Origin of the sequence: Glaciecola sp. HTCC2999 (assembly GCF_000155775.1) — a bacterium.
Taxonomy (GTDB): Bacteria; Pseudomonadota; Gammaproteobacteria; order Enterobacterales; family Alteromonadaceae; genus Opacimonas.
In genome coordinates this window covers 225,040-246,081 of sequence record NZ_DS989811.1, presented here as the reverse complement: position 1 = coordinate 246,081, position 21,042 = coordinate 225,040, and the positions used below count along the sequence as shown (strand labels likewise).

The window sequence follows — 21,042 nt, the reverse complement described above, 5'->3', positions numbered from 1 at the left end:
ATACCCCACCTTATACCCCTGAACTTTAAAACCTTAACTAAATAGTTGAATCAATTTTTCATTATTGTCACATTCTAAAAATACAACCCTTTAGGTCCATTAATTGAGGTTAGCTTGCTGCACACAGGATCGCTATATCAACCAAAAGGAGTAGGCGTAATTATGCGTATTTTCATAAAAATATTCGATAAAAATAATACCGGCTATTTAATTTGGCTCCATTCTGAGTTGGCACAAACACTTCAGAGCTAATCAATATATTATTAAAAGACAAAAAGTGTAAAAATATAATTAGCAAGCTTTAAACGTGATGCTGTGTTATAAATACAAATCTGATTTTATTTTTATTTAACTGATGTTGTGGTTGAAAATAACAAGGCTTCTCTAACAAGCAACGCAAAAACGGTTACAACAAAGCAGGGTAAAACTGGCTTGCCAAGAATCAGGCAGTTTGAACATTTGCTTGAAGTCGACAAAAGCCGTCTATATGCCTATATCCATGCGTTTGTGGGTGATCCCAGCGCAGCAGATGATATTTTCCAAGAAACCTGTTTAACCCTCTGGCAAGAGTTTGATAAATTTGAGTTAGGGACAAACTTTTCAAAATGGGCCAATGTCATCGCTTACTATCGCATAGAACATAGCCGCCGCATCAACAAGCGCTATCAACTTGGTTTAAGTGAAGATTTTATAAAAGAATTCAGCCACAACATCAGCGTTTTTGAAAGCAATCACCACAGACAAGAACAGAAATGGCAACATTTAGAACATTGCCGTTCATTGTTATCTGCGCCCCTAAAAGAGGTTTACCAAAGCTTTTACCTAGAGAGCTTAACTGCCAAACAAATAGCCACTAATACTGGTAGATCTGTGCATGCAATTCGTAAAGTAGTACATAAGATACGCACTCAACTACTCGCTTGTGTCAACAAAAAACAACAAGAGGCATCTTCATGACAGAGCAAGAGCAATTTCCAGAAGTAAGCGCCATTGCTGATGCTGTCTGTTCTGGTGATGCCACCCCTGAGCAAATGAAAAAACTTGAGCAATTATTACAAGGCAATGTAGAAGCGCAGCAGTTTTATTACGACTATATCAATATTCATGCTCGGTTAAGCGCAACACCTAAGTTTGGTACATCTGTAGTATACCGCCGAATAACGGAAGAATTGGTGTTAACACCCGATGAGCCCCCGTTGCCTAAAGAACAGATACCTGAAGAGCAGTCAAACCAAGTGCTTGAACACCAACAGCCAAAAGAGAACTATAGCAAGAGCAAGTTCACCACCAAAAACATGCTGTTATCACTACTGGTACTCATTACTATTATCGCTACTTTATTTTGGTTTTTTACTCAGCGTACGTCGCCGTTATTTGTAGCCAATATTATTGACGGTAAGGTAACACTTGTTGGACAGGGGCATATTCAAGATAACGCTTTGCTGGCAGGGGTATATCGCACTGAACAACCAGCAACAATCAAACTAGTTGATGGAGATATTTTACACTTGGGGCCCAACTCACTGATCAAACTCTTTAATAATAGAGAGATAAGATTAAGAGCTGGAAAAGTAAGTCTTGAAGCTTCAACAAACAAGAGCACTCTCATTCATACGCCAGTGGGCATGCTGCACTCAAACGGCAGTGATCTAACCGTAGATTTAAGATACTCAGCCCCTCGCGTAACCAGCGGCAAAAATACCTTATTAATACCTGCTCGTTGGCGTCCTAACCACTTTTGGTCTTTTAACACGAACAGCGATCGTGTTGTTGATAGCGCAGGTAATGCTGATGGCGTGATGGCGTCGGGCGCCATACGAGTGCAAGGTTTTATTGGTCAAGGCGCAATCAAATTTGATAGTAGTGACAATGCTCGCATTGACTTAGGCAATGGTGGCAGTACCGCGCGAGGTACTGGCTCATTTGCTGCAACTGACGGGGTGACGATTGAGGCACTGATCCGTCCCGATCTGTCTGACATATCGGGGAAAATACAACAAATATTTCGCAAAGATAGCCTTGGTGGCCGTATGCAACTGAGTTTTCAGCATCAAGCCGACCACAGTAGTTTCAGTTTTGGTTTATTTATTTTAGGGCACGGCTATGAAGAATTAACCCTACACCTTGATGGTCGTGATGGCGGTTTCAGTCTCGCGGATTTAACCGACGGCAAATATCACCATATCGCTGTAACTTACAAAGCAGATACTGGCGAAAAAGCAATTTACATAAATGGTAAAAAACAGATATTTTACCAATACCCTCCAGGTTCAAAAATGTTAAGCGGTGGCTCAGGCTCCGCGATGATCGGCAATACGCCGCGAGAACGATTTTGGTATGCGGAAGCATTTTCTGGCGTAATTGATGAGGTCGCTTTTTACGACTTCGCCTTAACAGCTTATATGATAAATCTGCACTTAAACAATATTAAACAAGGTTTTAATTATTATGGTTTACCAGCCAACTCGTCGCCTGACAACATCACTTTGCCTGAAAGGCCTAGATTAACCTTAGCCCCCAATACCAGCTATAAACTTTCCCCTGAGACTGGCTTGCCGCAAAAAATAATCGCTAATTAGCGATTATTTTTTCTTTACCTCACTGTTTGAGCATTCGCTTGTTAACTCTCTCTTAACATGCGCATACCTGTTGTCGACTACTCGCCTAAAATCAGCCTTTTCTAACTCAATGTCATCGGCCTAATTCAATATCATCGACAAAAAAGCTGACCACTTATTTTCAATTTTTTTCTTTCTAGGGGTAGTAAATATTGGCCGATATGACTCTAGGGTTATAACACAATTTTTTTTAGCCGCTTGATAACCAAACGAGCGATAAATGATTATGAATATTGATTTTGTTCGAATGTACATCACTATTGGTTGAGTTTTGAGGATCATTCGTTTTAAAACTATCAGACTAACGAGCCTTTAAAAAAGAACAACAAAGGAAAATGTATGATCACCAGACGCCGATTTCTAGTAGGTAGTGCTGTAGGCGGAGCTACAGCACTAGCGACAGTCACTCTGGGCTTAAAATGGGCCCTAGCTGAGCAATCCGAACAAGTGTCAGTGCAACTACCTGTTAATGCTTTGGATCATATACATCCCGTACATTTAAAGTGTGAATACCTCAGTAATCCTGAGGGTGTTGATATGCAAGCACCGCGTTTTTATTGGCAATTAGCATCGAATGAAGCAGAGCAGTATCAAACGGGTTACCAGCTCTTGGTTGCTAGCTCAGAAGAGCCCTTAGACGAGCATATTGGCGATGTTTTTGACTCAGGTAAGCTTGATAGTGATCACAATACCCATATTGTTTTTCAGGGTGAAAAATTAAAACCAGCAGCTCAGTATTTTTGGAAAGTACGAGTTTGGGATAAAAACCAGCAAGTCTCCCAGTGGAGTGAAACAGCGAAGTTTTCAACCGGTTTATTCACCGAACACGATTGGCAAGGTGCCCAGTGGGTTGCATGGAAAACCGAAGAAGACTGGGAAACAAACTGGTGGCAGCGCAAAGCCATTGAAGAACAAACCCATCAAATAAATTTACCGTCTTACTTTGGGGCGCGCATGTCATTGTGGGAGCGTTACCTGTTTCATCATGCTAACCCCTATGATCCAGCGCCATTATTACGTAAAGAATTTAATACCAGTAAAGCGATTAAATCCGCCAAAGCTTTTATTGCAGGCATTGGTTACCATGAACTGTACCTAAACGGTGAAAAAGTGGGCGACCATGTGTTAGATCCAGGCTGGACTAATTACGCTCAATCAATACTGTATGTTACGCACGATATTACTGAGCATATCAAACAAGGTAAAAATGCCGTTGGGGTCATGCTTGGCCGTGGCAATTATGGCTTATTGGCTAATGACCACTGGGGCTTTTGGAAAAAAGGCGGTTATATCGGTCAACCTAAACTGAAGTGTCTGCTTAAAGTGAGCTACATAGATGGCACTGAAGAATATATTGTTAGCGATGTTAACTGGAAAGTCACGGGTGGTCCTGTGGTTTACGATTGTCCGCATATGGGTGAGATTTACGATGCTACCAAAGAAGTTGACCGCTGGAACCATGCCGGCATAGACGATTCTAATTGGGATGGGGTTCAGTCTGTCCCTGCGCCTGGTGGAAAATTAAAGGCGCAACTGTGTGAACCGATCCGAGTGGTGAGCACCAGTAAACCGATCAAAATCAAAAACAAAGGCAAACGTTGGGGCCAATGGGGTGATGCTGGCACTAATTTAGCTGGATGGCTCCGCTTAAGGGTGGATGCCCCGAAAGGCACCCGCATTTTGCTCTATTTTGGCGAAAAAGAAGATGCCATGGACTTAAAACAACCGGGCGGCCTACAACAAATGGCCTATGTTGCCAAAGGAGAACCTGGCGAAATTGCTGAATGTCGTTTTTCTTATAAAGGTTTTAGGTACTTTATTATCAAAGGTCACCAAAAACCATTAACGGTAAGCGATATTGACGTTTGCCAAGTGAATTCTGATGTTACTTCGGTAGGGCATTTCCAAAGCTCAAATGACACGCTTAACGCGATTCATCAAATATCTGATAAAGCCATGATTTCGAACTTACATAGCCTCCCCACCGATTGTCCGCACCGAGAAAAAAATGGTTGGTTAGGTGATGCGGTAACAGGCCTTGAAATGGGCATGGCGAATTACGATTTAGCGGCGCTGACCACCAAGTTTATTCACGACATATTTGATGCCCAACATCCTGAACACGGTGGTTTACCTAATTTTGTGCCTGCCCGAGGGTATGGCCGAGGCAAATCGTCGTTGTGGGGTTCAGCCTGTGTTTATCTACCGTATTACATGTATTGCTATTACGGCGATACCCGACTCATTGAGCAGTATTGGCATGCAATGATGCATTTTACCGAGAGTGTTTGGGCAGTGACAGAAATTAAAGGTAAGCCGGGCTTACTCTCGGATCGACTCTCTGACTGGTCGTCGCCTTTTGGCAATAAACCTGATGAAGGCGAAGAAGTGTATGCCACCATGAATTTTTATCGGGTGCTAACCATGTTAACGGAAATAGCTGCTATTATTGATAAAAAACAAGATATTGCGGCATTGCGCCAACAACAAAAGAAATTACAAACGGCGGTTTACAAATATTGTTTTGATCCAAAAACGGTAACCTTTCATGGCTTAGATACTCGCGAGTATCGACAAGGACCGAATGCGTTGGCATTACACAACGGTATTGTTAAACCCGAGCACCATGAACAGGTGCTTAAGCGTTTGATCAAAGATATTAGTGTTGACCGCGATAACCATATTTACGGCGGCATTTTCACTGGGCATGCCTTATAGGAGTTACTCCCCAACGAAGGTTATTCAAGTTTAGCCTATCAGGTTGCGGTCAACGACTCATATCCAGGTTATGGTTTTATGCTTAAAAATGGTGCCACTACGCTGTGGGAGCATTGGCCAGATAAATCGTATCATATTCATTACTTTATGGGTTTTGTCGACAACTATTTTCACCGTCACTTGGCTGGCATTGACTTTGATACCAGCAACCCAGGATTTAAACATATTATTTTTAAACCGCAGTTTATTGATGAAATTGATTTTGCTAAAGGGCGTTATCAATCGATTCACGGTGAAATCACCGCCCAATGGCAACGGGATAAACAAGGTAATATTGAGTATAAGGTTACGATCCCAGTCAACTGCAGAGCCAAAGTATTGTTGGCTTCGGGAGAAAAGGTTTTACCCTCTGGCAATCATAACCTTACGATAAAAAGTAATAACACACTGATTTTATAATTATCGCTTGAGTTTTAAGGTATCAATTTTTGAAAATTTTTACATTTTCTTAACAGAACTCATTGAGATCGTAAACGAGCCTTTTTAGGAGTAGCACTTTAGATGAAGTATATATCAAAAAATTTATTCGAAACCTTGTCAAGTTTTTTGTGCACTAACTTTTTAACCAAAGGTTTATTTTGTAATAGGTGTTTATCTCTATTGTGTTTACGCTCGAAACGTTTAAAAACGGCAAGTTTAAAGGCGCTGATTTTTGTTAGCTTTTTCGTGTCTTTGCTGACGAGTTGCGGCGGTAGTCATGAACAAAACAAAGATAACCCAAGCGTTGCTCTGCAATCATCGAAGCTTGTGACACCAATAGAACACACTCAGACCTACCATTCACCGAAAAGCCCAATGCCAGACTCTTTTTATCAGGCATCTTCTGCGGAATTAAAGTCTAACTTTAAAAGTCCACCAGAGGCGGTAAAACCTTGGGTATATTGGTATTGGGTTAGCGATAATATTTCTCAAACAGGGATAGAAAAAGATTTAGCCTCGATGCAAAAAGCTGGTATTAACACCGCACTGATTGGCATTATCCACTTAAACGGCAAACAGGGGGATGTCAAAGCATTAACAGAGCCTTGGTGGGATCATGTGCGTTTTGCCATAAAGAAAGCTGCGGAATATGATATTGATATCGGGTTGTTTAATTCTCCGGGTTGGAGTCAGTCAGGTGGTCCTTGGGTTGGTTTAGATCAATCTATGCGTTATTTAGACAACCAAGAATTTCAAGCCGTTGGCCCAAAAAAGTTGGTCATGACCTTGTCAAAGCCAGAAGCAAAGAAATATTCTGGTGATTATTATCAAGATGTTCGTGTTGTCGCTTTTAAAACACCAACTTATGAAAAACAGCGTTTAACACCAAGTAATAGCCAAATTACGATGAACAACGCGCTGACACAGCAAGCGTTAACTAATCAAAACTCTCAAGCTTTGTTTGATGCCGATCAATCCACTAGCTTCCAAATCCCAGCCGAGCTGTTAAATCCTAATCGCCAAAAAGCCATCCATGCTGGGCAATTGCAAATTGATTTTGAACCAACACAAGCTTTTGAAGCCCGCACATTAGAGCTATACCCCCATAACAGTTTCAGAACCAAGGCAACTTTATCCGCTAAAAATGACGTCGGTCAATTTGATGTGATCAAAACCTTTGCGATGGAGCGACCACGAAACATGGCTGCTATCGGCCCCGATCATGATGCACCAATTGTCGTCACCTTTCCTGCTGTTACTTCAAATCACTATCGTTTGAGCTTTAATGGTTTTCATTTAGGCCGTAAGAAAAACAAAGAAGAGCCATTCGGCTTTAAGGAAATTGTTTTGTCAAGTGCTTATAAACTTGAGCATTATCAAGAAAAGAAACTGGCGAAAGTATTTCCTAACCCCATGCCAAAATTTGACACTTATCAATGGCCGCTTTCAACTGCCACCGATGATCCACAATTGTTACTCCAAGGTGATCATGTTTTAGATATTACGTCGAGTGTCAAAGACGGTCAGCTGAATTGGCAGGTGCCGGCAGGTGATTGGACGATTGTTCGTTACTTTATGCGACCTACTGGTACTAAAAATAGCCCATCAAGCAAACCTGCTCAAGGTCCAGAAATTGATAAACAAAGTAAAAAAATTGCTCAATATCACTTTGACTCTTATATAGGTAAGTTTTTATCGTCAATGCCAGCTGAAGATCGCACCGCATTAAAATATGCCGTCGTTGATAGTTACGAAAAAGGTGCGCAAAACTGGACGGATGGTTTTGCCCAAAAATTTAAACAACGTTATGGTTACGATCCTATTCCATATTTGCCCGTTTATAGTGGCCGCGCGGTGAACAGTGTTGAGCAAAGTGAACGCTTTTTATGGGATGTTCGCCGTTTAGTCGCCGATAATGTTGCTTACGAATACACCGCAGGCCTTCGCGAGCGTGCCAATGAAAACGGCTTGAAGTTATGGTTAGAAAACTACGGACACTGGGGCTTTCCAGCTGAATTTTTGCAGTATGGTGGTCAAGCCGATATTGTCAGTGGTGAGTTTTGGGCAAGCGGCAACTTAGGTGCCATTGAACTAAAAGCAGCATCGTCCGCTGCTCATATCTACGGCCAAAAAACCGTGATGTCTGAATCATTCACATCTGGCCGTAATACGAGTTTTAAAAATTATCCGTGGAACTTTAAAAAACGTGGCGATTGGTCGTTTGTTGAAGGCGTTAACCACACATTATTACATGTGTATATTCACCAAGCATATGATGACCGTTTTCCTGGCGTCAATGCATGGTTTGGCTCAGAATTTAATCGTAATAACACTTGGTTCGACTTTATGGGTAGCTGGCTAGATTACATCAAACGCGCTAACTACATGATGCAACAAGGTAAATATGTCGCAGATCTGATGTATTTTATTGGCGAAGATGCGCCTAAAATGACTGGTGAACTTAGCCCAGCTGTGCCTGCCGGATATTCTTACGACTTTATCAATGCTGAAGTTATTTTACAGCGCTTAACCTTTGCCAATGGCTATTATCAATTGCCAGATGGCATGCGGTTTAAACTACTGGTATTGCCAAATTTAGATACTATGCGCCCCGCGGTATTAAATAAAATTGCACAGTTAGTTAAGCAAGGTGGTGCTGTATATGGGCCGAAGCCTAGCCGTTCACCAAGTTTAGAAAATTACCCAGCAAGTGATACACAGGTACAAAAGCTAGCTAGTAGTTTGTGGCAAAACATCGATGGTAAACATGTGACCCAAACCGGATATGGCAAAGGTACTGTTTTCTATCAGCAACCCACTGATGCCAACGCGGTAAATTTAGGCGAGGTATTAAACACGTTATCGACCCCAGCAGATTTAAGCGGTTTACCAGAAGAGGTTCTCTGGAGTCATCGAAGCAGCGATAACCACGACATTTATTTTATTGCGAATCAGTCTGAGCAAACGGTAAGCATTAACCCGAGTTTCCGTGTCAGCAATGTTAATACTAATGCCAACACAACAGCTGTGCCACAGCCCCAGCGTTTTGATGCCGTTACAGGCGAAATATATGACATTGCTCAATATAAAGTTGTAGATGGTCGTATTGAGATCCCTATGCAGTTAACTACTTTAGGGTCGAGCTTTATTGTCTTCGAAAAAGCTGTTTTTGAAAAAGCTGTGCCTGAAAAGCGACATGCGACGCAAACGAGTCAAACCCAGCATACCGAACAAAGCAAGTACGCTAACATTCACCAAATAGTACGTAACGGAAAAGAAGTATGGTTGCCAACGCAATTTGATCAGCAAGGCAAGCGCATGATTAACATCGAAAAAAATGGGGTTTATCAGCTTATAGAGCGCGATGGCAGTATAGAAACGGTTAACATTGATGACATACCGCCAGCCAAAACCTTAAATCAACCGTGGCAACTGACCTTACAAGCTAATCGTGATGTACCAACGACGCTAACCCTCGATAAATTAACTTCATTAACGGAGCTTAGCCCTATTGCTCTGCAGCATTACTCTGGCTCGATAGCATATCAAACCAACTTTTCGTTAACGTCAGAAATGCTGCGTGACGATCAACAACTACAACTCGATTTGGGTGAAGTAGGGGTGATTGCCCGCGTTACATTAAATGGAAAAAACTTGGGCGAGTTATGGACTCATCCACTGACTGTAAATATTGATGATGCAGCGCAAATGGGTAACAACACCTTAATTGTTGAGGTAGCGACGACTTGGTTAAACCGTGTGATTGGTGATGTAAAATATCCGGAGAAGTTTCCAGATAGTGCCAAAGCAAAAAGCTTTAATACCGACCTAACTTTTGATATCAAAATCAACGGAAGTGAACAGTTACAACGCTCTGGTCTTATGGGGCCTGTGCAAATTAAAGCGATCCGTAAGGTGGCCTTATAACAAGACAGAGCGAAAACTAGATAGAACGAATGGGATAAGCAACGGGAAAGGCACACACCGAAACTAACTCGTTATTGGTTATCCCCCGTTTCTAATGTTTTTTTGTCTTTTATAACAATCTTCTATTCAACATTAGTTTTCATTAGTGAGCAGATGAAGCTGCTCTAATTTTTGATCAATAAAGTAGGTTACACATTATGAAGTCATTCATGTTCAATAAAATGATTAAATGTAAACAGCTTGTCCTGTTATGCGTTTTGGTCATGATAAGCGCATGCTCGTTTACTACCTTCAATTCTGACAATAATGAAGCGCCAATAGCATTAGAAGTGGGTGAAGGTTTTGTTAATCCGATTGGTTATTACGAACAAGCGCCGCGTTTTTCATGGAAAATTTCACCTGACGCTAGTTATCAATTTCAACAAGCCTATCAAATTCAAGTGACCTCAAACGGTGATAATATCGCTGATGCGGATTTATGGGATAGCCAAAAACAGGTATCTGCCGAGAATGCTTGGATTAAATACCAAGGCAAACCATTATCATCAAGAGAAAAGGTGTTTTGGCGGGTGCGTGTTTGGGATGAGCAGGATCAAATATCAAGATGGAGTCAATTAGCCTCACTTGAATTAAGTTTATTGTCTAATGATGACTGGCAAGGTCAATGGATTCGTCACCCAGAAACAGGTGATACGGTGACATTTGATGTAATCGATAATAAAACCAAAAAAACAAAAACAGTCACCAATAAGGTTTATCGTCCACAATATTTAAGACGGTCTTTTACCACCGAAAATAATACTTCCTTAGAAGCGGAACAAACTAAACCAAGTATCAAGCAAGCGCGTTTATATATTACCGCCAAAGTGTTTTTACGGCTTATATTAACGGTCAAAAGGTATCGAAAGATGTGATGACCCCCGGCTGGACGCCATATAAACAGCGTATTGAAACCTTAACTTATGATGTGACTTCACTGGTTCATTCTGGTGAAAATGTGATCGCCGCAACTGTGGCTGAGGGCTGGCATACCGGACGTTATTTAAAATTAAGAGCATTAAAAGTCAAACCTTCAGCCTTGTTAGCACAGCTTGAAATCACCTATAGCAATGGCACATCACAAATTATAGCAACAGACAAAAACTGGAAAGTGACGCTTGATGGCCCTATTCGAGAAGCTGGTAATTATGACGGTGAAACCTATGATGCTAATTATGAAATGTCGGGTTGGAATACGATTAATTTCAACGCCAACAACTGGAATACAGTGATCACCGAGACAATAGAGCCGCAAGTTGCGTTAGCGCCTAAACGCCATCAGGCACCGGCGGTAAAATTAACCTTACCGGCCGTAAAAATTGTTGAGGTCGCCAACCCGAAACCTGGGGTGGTGGTGTTTGATATGGGGCAAAACATGCTAGGCGTGCCAGAATTATCACTGCCTGGTATTGCTAATCAAAAAATGACCTTTCGTTTTGCTGAGGCCCTACATAAAAATACGTTTTATACTAAAAACTTACGCACCGCAAAAGCCACTGACTATTATACGCCCGCTAAATCAGGCCAAATTAATTATGTCCCTACCTTTACTTTTCATGGTTATAGATATGTCGAAGTTTCAGGCTTTGATCAATCTAAAACACCTGATTTAAGTTGGGTGAAGGGTCGCGTCTTACATTCAAACTTTGATGTAAATGCCAATTTTAAAAATTCACATGCCAAGCTGAACAAACTATCGCAGAACGTGGTTTGGGGCTTGCGCGGTAACTTTTTAGATATTCCAACCGATTGCCCACAACGAGACGAACGTTTGGGCTGGACCGGCGATGCCCAAGTATTTGCCGCGCCATCTATGTATATGGCTGATGTGTATGGCTTTTGGGCAGCATGGATGCAGTCGGTAAGAGAAGCACAAGCAAAAGACGGCGGTGTGCCAAACTTTGTGCCAAACAAGGGCCATGGTTTTGGTAAATTAGCTTCTGCGGGATGGGGTGACGTTGCTGTGATCATTCCTTGGGAGCTTTATTTATTGAATGGTGATAAACAATTTTTACAAGATAACTATGACATGATCAAACGTTGGCTCGATTTTCACAAATCTAAGTCAGAACAATATGTTTCGAGCCTACGTGGTTTTAAAGATTGGTTGCAACCATACGCAAAAAATGGGCAAACACCGCAATACTTAATATCCACCGCCTATTATGCACGTTCGTTGGATTACGCAGCCAAAATAGCAAAGGTACTCGGTCATGAAGAGGATGCCACAACATATTCTGATACCTTCAATAAAGTAAAACTTGCCTTTCGTAATGAGTTTTACGATGAAAACACAAAGGTAAAAAGTGCGTCAACACAAACCAGTTACCTGTTACCACTGGCATTTGAATTGTTTGAAGGTCAAGACCAGATCAACGCAGAGCAACATTTAGTGGAGACTATCAAAACCAGCGATAAACATTTAGGCACGGGTTTTCTGGGCACACCTTTATTGGCGCCGGTATTACAAAGCATCGGCCGTAGTGATCTCATGTTTGATGTATTGTTTAAAGAAACCTACCCCTCTTGGTTTTATTCTATCAATAATGGCGCAACCACCACCTGGGAGCGTTGGAATTCATACTCACTTAAGGATGGTTTTAGTAAAGAATCAATGAACTCCCTTAACCATTACGCCTATGGTGCGGTAGCTAAATGGTTTTATGAAGGCATTTTAGGGATTAATACGGCAAGTGCTGGTTTTAAAGACATTAAGATCGCCCCGCAATTTAATCATCGTTTGCAACATGCCAGTGGTAGTTATAAAACGCCGCAAGGTGAAATTACCGTAAATTGGCGTATTACAAATAAGCAACTGGATATGCAAGTCTCGATTCCTAAAAACAGCCGCGGCAATTTTGAGTTACCACAGGTTACTGGCTTAACAATTAATGACGTGAAATTAACTGAATCAAATCAGCAAATTTTACATCAACAACCTCCGGGTGTTTACCAAATTAACGGCTTTATTAAGTTCGATATCGTCACCAAGAATGCTTTCTGATTAATCTTTATATTTTTTTCGATCTTATGGGTAGTAGTTTTGCCGCTATTTGACTCTACCCTTGTAAGACAAATTTTTTTAACGTCGCAGTGACCAACACGCTCTCGAAATGTGCTGTTGAGTAATACGCCACAATTAGCACGGTAATTTGATGAAACGTTTATTAAAAATAATGATAAGTCATATAACAATGACAATACCGCTAGTGCCTTTGGCTTTGCAAAAGCGCTCACCGCTGAGGTTATTTTCTGGTCTAAACATAACCCTATTTAGCCTTTTTATATTAAGCAGTCAGCAAAGTTTTGCGGCTATTGATGATCTGAAAGTTGTTTTTGATAATCCCCCTGCTCAGGCTAAGCCATTTGCTCGATGGTGGTGGAATGGCAACTGTGTGCGTAAGGATGAATTATTACGCGAGCTAGATATCTTAAAAGATGCGGGTTTTGGTGGTATAGAAATCAACCCGATCCAGATGCCAGTGACAGATAAAGGCATTACCCAAAAATGTCATGAATGGTTAAGTGAAGATTGGAATGCCTTACTAAAGTTCACTATTGCTGAAGCTAAAAAGCGTGGGTTAACAAGCGATTTTATTGTCGGCTCTGGTTGGCCATTTGGCGGTAAATTTTTAAAAGATGACGAGTTATTACAAAGAATTTCAATCAATAAAATTCCACTAAAAGGGCCTGTCGACTTTGCCAAAGATGTTGAATCACTACTAACCCTGCATGGAAGTAAACGCATTGAACCAGAGTTGATGTTCTTATCTCTAGTGCCAAAAAACACTCAAAAACTAGACCAAATTATAGACCTGATGCCGAAGGTTAATACGCAAGGTAAGCTGGTTTTCCAATTAGATAGTGGTGAATATGATTTGTATGTCGGCAAACTGCAAACAGGGTTTCGAAAAGTGACTCATGGTGCACCTGGCGCTGATGGTGCAGTATTAGATCATTTTAATAAAGTAACGGTACGTCGATATTTAGACCGTATGACTGATGCTTTAGATAACTTTTTTGATGGGCAGCTTGGCGAGCACGTCCGCTCGGCATTTGCCGATAGTATTGAGCTTTCTGGGGCCAATTGGAATGCCAATTTTGCCAAACAATTTAAGCAACAAAATGGCTACGATATTCACCCATGGTTGCCATTTGTGGTGATGAGCAACCACGCTCATTCGAACCTTGATTATAGCCCAGAGTTTAACGATAAAATTAAGCGTGTGCGTTACGATTTTTATCAAACCTTAATCGTTATCTTTAACCAGCAGTTTGTGGAAACCTTTCACGATTGGGCCAACGACAATGGCATGAAGTCTCGTTATCAAGCATATGGCGCGCCATGGCTTGTGGGTATTTCTGAAGGCAACATGCTGGTTGATATTCCTGAAAGTAACAACTGGTTATTTAGAGACCCTACCGCATCTTGGGTTTGGAATATTTACGCTTCGTCTGGTGGCAATATCAGCGGTAAACCGGTGATCTCGTCAGAGTCGATGACCAATACCAAAGGTGTATTTCAAACCACTCTAGAGCAAATAAAGCAGGCTGATGATGACAATTTTATCAGTGGCCTTAACCATAGCGTGGTTCATGGCTTTAACTACTCTCCGCCAGAAGCAGGTTTTCCTGGATGGGTACGTTATGGCTCTTATTTTAGTGCGCAAAATACTTGGTGGCCTTATATTTCACAGTGGACTCAATACAATGCGCGCGTATCGGCGGTATTACAAAAAGTTAAACCGACAGCAGAAGTTGCTATTCTCGCGCCATTTGCTGATCGCTATTCAGAAACAGGCTTGACGCGAGGTGCGATTCATCAAAAACCACGTTTCGCTCATGCGTTATGGCGCTCACTCAGCCAACTGGGCTACAACTCAAATTATTTAAATGAACAGCTGATACAGCAAGCAAAAGTAAAAGATGGCTTATTGCACATTGGCCAGATGCACTATCAACTATTACTTATTGCCGGTGTGAATACCATGCACCCGCAAACCGGAAAAGCCATTGATAACATCACTAAACAAGGCATTAAAGTCGTATTTATCGACAAACTGCCAAGCCGGTCGCCCGGTTTACAAAACGCCAAGCAAAATGACCTGAGTGTCAAGCAAGCAATAACCGCAGCAATAGCTGGTAAAAACGCTCGTTTGGCCCTGCTACCAGAGTCTGTCACTCAAGGTTTACAAAACAGTGATCCGCAGCCATTAACCCTATGGTTACAGCAAGCGGTTTTAAGCGAAAGCATCACCTCACCGGTTAACATTCGCTCACCACTGCCGGGGCTAATGCAGCGCCATTATCAACACGGTGAACATTTAGTTGTGTTTTTCTCAAACCAGAACCTAGACACAAATATCAGCACAACTATTGAGTTTAAAGGCGTAAATAGCTTGGTGCCTTGGCAATGGTCTGCAGAAACGGGCGAACGAAAAAGGCAGAATTTTGATGCCAAAAACAAAACAATCCAACTAAATCTCGCACCAGCCGAATCATTATTACTCGTGTTTGATAAAAATAATGATAAACAGCAGGGGCAAGGCTCTAGTCACGCTCAGCAACAACCAAACTTGAGAAATAAAGCTACCCTTAAAGGCCCATGGCAAGTCACTTATATGCCAAGATCGGGGCAATCGTTTGTCAAAAAACAAAGCTCACTACAAAGCTTTTTAGACTCTGACGATGAAAGAGTACGCACCTTTGCTGGACAGGTTAGCTATCAAACATCAGCACTGTTAAAAAATGGTGACTATATTGACTTGAACGACGTCAGTGGTGGTATTTCGGAAGTTTATCTAAACGGCGAGAAATTAGGTAACCGCTGGTATGGCAACCACCGTTATAAAATTGCTAACGCTTATGATAACCAGCCTAGCAAACTGAAGATCGTCTATACCTCGACCTTAATCAACGAAATCATTGCCATGAAAAATACCAGTAAAACAGCGGCAAAGTGGACGAAAAAAACCAAAAAAATGAAAGAAGCCTTACCGCAACAACAAGGCATTATTGGCCCAATTAAGGTTTATCAAGCCTATTGAGGGAAGTCACCAGCATAGAACCTCGATATCGAATGCCAGTAGTTCTTATCCAGAAGCTTTGTTTCTAGTAGCTTTTTTATTAATAGCTATGTTTTGGCTAACAAACACTCGGTATCGAACTTAACAATATTTATTATTTATTTAATTAAAAACAAACAATCAACTTGGAAGTGTTATGAAAAGTTTATTAAAAAAAATAACGACAGCTACCCCCTTAGCTGCCGGCTCCGCTCTTTTTAGACATGGCATTGTTATATCAGCGTTCTTATTGCTCTCATTAACATCAGCTTGTAGCTTTACAAGCACGACAGACCAAAATGGCAGTGGTCAATACGACGTTGAATCAAGTGCTAAGCCAAGTACAGAACAGGCTACCTTTGAAAAAAAACCTAATATCTTATTTCTGTTAGCGGATGATCACCGCTGGGACTTAATTGGCAAAATACACCCGATAATTAAAACCCCCAACCTTGATCAATTGGCAGATAAAGGCACTTTTTTTAGTAACGCTTTTGTCACCACGCCAATTTGCGCCGCCAGCCGGGTAAGCTTTGTAACAGGGCTGACTGAGCGCACCCATGACTATACTTTCTTACGTCCAGATGTATCACCAGAAGATACCGCCATCACTTATCCTAAATTGTTAAAAGAGAGTGGCTATAATTCTGCATTTATTGGTAAATATGGAATGGCGCTTTCAGGGGATTTGTCAGAACATTTCGATTACATTAAACGCTTGCCTATCTCAAAAACCGGCGTTCATAATGGCAAAACTATACCGCAAACCTATTATATGGCGGAGCTTGCTAAAGACTTTATTGAACAGAATAAAAACACCGATAAACCGTGGACCATCTCAATTAGCTTTAGAAACCCACATGCCCACGATAAAGATCATGAATACCAATATCATTATCCGGCAGAGCTAGAAAGCCTCTATCAAGATGTCACAATCCCGCCAACTAAATTTTCGTCAGATGAAGATTTTGCCGCACTACCAGACTTTCTCAAAAAGTCCATCGCCCGCGATCGCTGGCACTACCGTTTTGGTAGTGAAGCAATCTATCAAAAAATGGCTAAACGTCATTACCGTGCTATTACAGCCGTCGACCGTGCTGTTGGTATGATCTACGACAAACTCGTTGAAACGGGCGTGGATGAAAATACCATTATTATATATACCGGCGATAACGGTTATTCGATGAATGAGCGTCAACTCGCGGGTAAATGGTTTGGTTGGGATGAAGACCTACAAGTACCGTTAATTATTTTTGATCCGCGTCAGCCAAAAGCACAAGTGCGTGACGAAGTGGCATTAAATATTGATATTGCGCCAACCATATTAGATATGGCTGGTGTTGAGATCCCTAAACGCTATCAAGGAAAATCGCTCACCAAGATTGTTGCTGGTGGCACAGAACCATGGCGTGACGAGTTTTTCTTTGAGCACATGTATCACTCAGCTCGTGCTGATATTCCACCCACAGTTGGTGTTCGTACCCAAGAGTGGAAATACATTCGTTTTTATAAAAATAACTTCGAACAACTTTACAACTTACAAAAAGACCCACAAGAGTCTACTAACCTTGCAAAGTCTGCGTCACATCAAGGCATACTTAACGATTTAAGACAGAAAACTAACGATTATATTGATCAATACGAAGCACAGCGCAGCGATACAGTAAAAAAACGCGGCACTGACGGTTTAAAACGTACCGATTACATTAGCAACGGTTCAAAAAACTTCTAACGACTTTTAATTAGCGAGGGAATCTCCTTTATTGCCTCGCTAATTAGCAAATAATTTTAAACGTCTACAATTTGAAAGATATAACCAAAAACAAGAGAGTAACCTTAATGAAATTAAAGATTTTATTAGTCACCTTAACCTTGGCCTTGACTGCCGGTTGCGGCAATAAGTCAGCGCCTTCAAACACAGCCGAGATAGCAGGTAATGCCAAACCCAATATCATTATGATAGTTATCGACGATTTAGGTTGGTCTGATGTTGGTTACAACCAAAACACAGATTACTTTGAAACCCCTAATGTTAATGCGCTAGCACAACAAGGCTTGGTTTTTGATCAAGCCTACTCGGGTGCTGCTAACTGTGCGCCAAGTCGTGCGGTATTAATGTCGGGCCAATATGGGCCTCGCCATGGCGTTTATACTGTATCGCCATCGGATCGAGGCAATGCAAAAACACGTAAGCTTATCCCGATAAAAAATAAGCGTGGTCTTACTACAGACGTTATCACCATTGGAGAATCCCTAAAAACTGCAGGTTATACCACTGGAACCTTTGGTAAATGGCATTTAGGCGCAGATCCAGATAAACAAGGTTTTGATAAAAATATTGCAGGCAGCCACCAAGGCATGACCTTTCATTACTTTAGCCCTTACAAATTACCGAATATTGAAGACGGCCCTAAAGGTGAATATTTAACCGAGCGTTTAACCAATGAAGTGATCGACTGGGTTAAATCAAGCAAAGATCAACCATTTTTTGCTTATGTTCCTTACTACACGGTACATACCCCTTATCAAGCAGTGGTTGATAAAATGAATAAATACCATGAAAAAGGCTTAAAAAATAAACGAGAAGCCACCTATGCCGCTATGGTTGAACATATGGATGACAATGTAGGCCGAATTTTAGATATGTTAGCTTCAGAAGGCTTAGCCGATAATACTCTGGTTATTTTTACCTCTGACAATGGGGGTTACCGTATGTCGTCATTCCCTACACCACTTCGTGCTGGTAAAGGCTCTTATTATGAGGGTGGTTTACGGGTGCCACTAATTGTTCGTTGGCCAGAAAAAATTAAACCAGGCCTTGACCATACACCAGTGATTAATGCTGACTTCTATCCAACTCTAGTTAATTTAACGCAATCAAAACAACCAAACCAAGTGCTAGATGGTGTTGATTTAACTGCGCACTTATTAGGCCAGCATGACATTGCCGAGCGCGATTTGTTCTGGCATTTCCCGGTATATTTACAGGCACACCATGCACCAACCGACCAAGGGCAAGACCCATTATTTAGAACTCGCCCAGGTAGTGCCATTAGAAGTGGCGACTGGAAATTGCTCCAATACTTTGAAAACAATGAGTTTGAATTATATAACCTAGCCAATGACTTAGCCGAACAAGATAACCTTGCCAGTAAGCATCCAAACAAGGTCGCAGAGTTAAAAACGAAACTACAAGCATGGCAGCAACAAATTGACGCAGATATTCCAACCCTGCTTAACCCTGAGTATGATGCGGCCATTAACCAACAGTTGATTGATAAAGTATTAGCTAAAAAGCAACGTCATTAGTCTGTAGTTATTGCTTAAGCCTAAAAGCAAAATCATCTTCCGTGCAAAAGTCTCAACCAATAAAAAAGCCCGAATATTGCTATTCGGGCTTTTCAATTTAATAAGGGATTAAACTTATTTAGGCGCAGGATAAATTGTTTAGTTCAAGGCGCTTTATGACGAAGTTTAGTGTTTCTTAAACGAGTTATAAAGCAACGATGAAATAGGCAATTTAAACAAGCATAAATTACATCATGCCGCCCATTCCACCCATACCGCCCATATCAGGCATTGCAGGAGCCGCTGACGCATCAGCAGGAACATCAGCAACCATCGCTTCAGTTGTGATCATTAAGCTTGCAATCGATGATGCGAACTGTAACGCGCTACGGGTAACTTTAGTTGGATCTAAGATACCCATTTCTAACATATCACCGTAAGTGTCATTACCCGCATTATAACCGTAGTTAGCATCGCCAGCTTTTACGTTATTCACTACTACTGATGCTTCAGCACCAGCATTAGTTGCGATTTGACGCATTGGTGCTTCCATCGCACGTAGTGCTAGTTTCACACCCAGCGTTTGCTCTTCATTATCACCAGTAAGGTCTGCTAATTTAGCTGCAACACGTACTAGAGCAACACCACCACCAGGGACTACACCTTCTTCAACTGCCGCGCGAGTTGCATGTAATGCATCTTCAACACGTGCTTTCTTCTCTTTCATTTCTACTTCAGTTGCTGCGCCAACTTTAATGACCGCAACACCACCGGCTAGCTTAGCTAGACGCTCTTGAAGTTTTTCTTTGTCATAATCAGAAGAAGAATCTTCGATTTGCGCACGAATTTGTGCACAACGGCCTTCGATGCCCGCTTGCTCACCAGCACCGTCAACAACAGTAGTATTATCTTTATTGATCACTACGCGTTTTGCAGTACCTAAATCTTCTAATGTCACTTTTTCTAACTCAAGACCGATTTCTTCAGAAATTACTGTTCCACCAGTTAAAATAGCGATATCTTGTAGCATCGCTTTACGACGGTCACCAAAACCAGGTGCTTTTACTGCAGCAACCTTAACAATACCACGCATGTTGTTCACAACTAATGTAGCTAGTGCTTCGCCTTCAACATCTTCAGCGATGATCAATAATGGCTTAGATGATTTTGCTACGGCTTCAAGCGTCGGTAATAATTCACGGATGTTAGAGATTTTCTTATCGACTAATAGGATGTAAGGAGATTCTACTTCGACTGTGCCGTTTTCTTGGTTGTTGATGAAGTAAGGTGATAAGTAACCGCGGTCAAACTGCATCCCTTCCACTACATCTAATTCGTTTTGTAAGGCTTGGCCTTCTTCAACCGTAATAACGCCTTCTTTGCCTACTTTATCCATCGCTTCAGCGATGATGTCGCCTACTACGGTGTCAGAGTTTGCAGAGATAGTACCTACTTGCGCGATAGATTTGTTATCAGCACAAGGCGTAGATAATGCTTTTAATTCTTCAACAGCTGCTAATACCGCTTTATCGATACCGCGCTTAAGATCCATAGGATTCATGCCTGCAGCGACTGATTTTAAGCCTTCAGTCACAATAGCTTGTGCTAATACAGTTGCCGTCGTAGTGCCATCACCAGCTTCATCATTCGCTTTTGATGCCACTTCTTTAACCATCTGTGCACCCATGTTTTCGAATTTATCTTCTAATTCGATTTCTTTTGCAACAGAAACACCGTCTTTGGTGATGGTTGGTGCGCCAAATGATTTATCTAAAACAACATTACGGCCTTTAGGACCTAGAGTAACGCGTACCGCGTTAGCAAGAATATTGACACCGTTAAGCATTCTGCCACGAGCGTCATCAGAAAATAGTACTTCTTTAGCTGACATAATTAATTTCCTTTAA

Annotated in this window: 10 protein-coding genes and 1 pseudogene; 10 read left to right on the top strand and 1 reads right to left on the bottom strand. The window is 41.5% G+C overall.

Features of this window, described 5'->3' with window-relative positions; all coding sequences use genetic code 11:
- Positions 1–360: 360 nt before the first annotated feature.
- The 10 genes and pseudogenes from G2999_RS05075 to G2999_RS05035 all read left to right on the top strand — a co-directional run bounded on the left by G2999_RS05075 (position 361) and on the right by G2999_RS05035 (position 19,156).
- Positions 361–957, top strand: a complete 597-nt coding sequence (locus G2999_RS05075) for a sigma-70 family RNA polymerase sigma factor (RefSeq protein ID WP_232222423.1) — start codon at positions 361–363, stop codon at positions 955–957.
- Positions 954–2,579, top strand: coding sequence for a LamG-like jellyroll fold domain-containing protein (locus G2999_RS05070; protein ID WP_010179378.1), 1,626 nt, complete (start codon positions 954–956; stop codon positions 2,577–2,579). The genes G2999_RS05075 and G2999_RS05070 overlap by 4 nt, the downstream gene beginning before the upstream one ends.
- Before the next feature lie 378 nt (positions 2,580–2,957).
- Positions 2,958–5,504, top strand: a pseudogene (locus G2999_RS05065) (family 78 glycoside hydrolase catalytic domain); the annotation flags it as partial.
- Complete coding sequence (locus G2999_RS05060) at positions 5,484–5,795, top strand: alpha-L-rhamnosidase C-terminal domain-containing protein (protein ID WP_232222426.1); 312 nt, start codon at positions 5,484–5,486, stop codon at positions 5,793–5,795. The pseudogene G2999_RS05065 and the gene G2999_RS05060, both read left to right, overlap by 21 nt.
- Positions 5,796–5,996: 201 nt before the next feature.
- Positions 5,997–9,743 (top strand): glycosyl hydrolase, encoded by a 3,747-nt coding sequence (locus tag G2999_RS11900; protein WP_232222422.1) that lies wholly within the window; start codon positions 5,997–5,999, stop codon positions 9,741–9,743.
- 263 nt (positions 9,744–10,006) lie between these two features.
- Positions 10,007–10,657: a hypothetical protein gene (locus tag G2999_RS13680; RefSeq protein ID WP_232222421.1), complete on the top strand. Its 651-nt coding sequence runs from the start codon at positions 10,007–10,009 to the stop codon at positions 10,655–10,657.
- On the top strand, positions 10,657–12,786 hold the full coding sequence (locus G2999_RS11895) for a family 78 glycoside hydrolase catalytic domain (protein WP_010179368.1): 2,130 nt from the start codon (positions 10,657–10,659) through the stop codon (positions 12,784–12,786). The genes G2999_RS13680 and G2999_RS11895 overlap by 1 nt, the downstream gene beginning before the upstream one ends.
- Before the next feature lie 190 nt (positions 12,787–12,976).
- Entirely contained in the window at positions 12,977–15,829 is a 2,853-nt protein-coding gene (locus G2999_RS05045; protein ID WP_198006087.1) for a glycosyl hydrolase, read from the top strand.
- A gap of 175 nt (positions 15,830–16,004) precedes the next feature.
- Entirely contained in the window at positions 16,005–17,579 is a 1,575-nt protein-coding gene (locus tag G2999_RS05040) for a sulfatase (RefSeq protein ID WP_010179364.1), read from the top strand.
- Positions 17,580–17,686: 107 nt separating this feature from the next.
- Positions 17,687–19,156: a sulfatase gene (locus G2999_RS05035; RefSeq protein WP_010179362.1), complete on the top strand. Its 1,470-nt coding sequence runs from the start codon at positions 17,687–17,689 to the stop codon at positions 19,154–19,156.
- 226 nt (positions 19,157–19,382) lie between these two features.
- Here G2999_RS05035 and groL read toward each other — a convergent pair whose 3' ends face one another.
- Positions 19,383–21,026 (bottom strand): chaperonin GroEL, encoded by a 1,644-nt coding sequence (gene groL / locus G2999_RS05030; RefSeq protein ID WP_010179360.1) that lies wholly within the window; start codon positions 21,024–21,026, stop codon positions 19,383–19,385.
- Between the last annotated feature and the right edge of the window lie 16 nt (positions 21,027–21,042).

What these genes read in the sequence shown, in the direction of transcription:
- G2999_RS13680 (WP_232222421.1), top strand. Translation starts at nt 10,007, where the DNA reads ATGATAAGCGCATGCTCGTTTACTACCTTCAATTCTGACAATAATGAA.
- G2999_RS05070 (WP_010179378.1), top strand. Translation starts at nt 954, where the DNA reads ATGACAGAGCAAGAGCAATTTCCAGAAGTAAGCGCCATTGCTGATGCT.
- G2999_RS11895 (WP_010179368.1), top strand. Translation starts at nt 10,657, where the DNA reads ATGACCCCCGGCTGGACGCCATATAAACAGCGTATTGAAACCTTAACT.
- G2999_RS05060 (WP_232222426.1), top strand. Translation starts at nt 5,484, where the DNA reads ATGGGTTTTGTCGACAACTATTTTCACCGTCACTTGGCTGGCATTGAC.
- groL (WP_010179360.1), bottom strand. Translation starts at nt 21,026, where the DNA reads ATGTCAGCTAAAGAAGTACTATTTTCTGATGACGCTCGTGGCAGAATG.
- G2999_RS05040 (WP_010179364.1), top strand. Translation starts at nt 16,005, where the DNA reads ATGAAAAGTTTATTAAAAAAAATAACGACAGCTACCCCCTTAGCTGCC.
- G2999_RS05035 (WP_010179362.1), top strand. Translation starts at nt 17,687, where the DNA reads ATGAAATTAAAGATTTTATTAGTCACCTTAACCTTGGCCTTGACTGCC.
- G2999_RS05045 (WP_198006087.1), top strand. Translation starts at nt 12,977, where the DNA reads ATGACAATACCGCTAGTGCCTTTGGCTTTGCAAAAGCGCTCACCGCTG.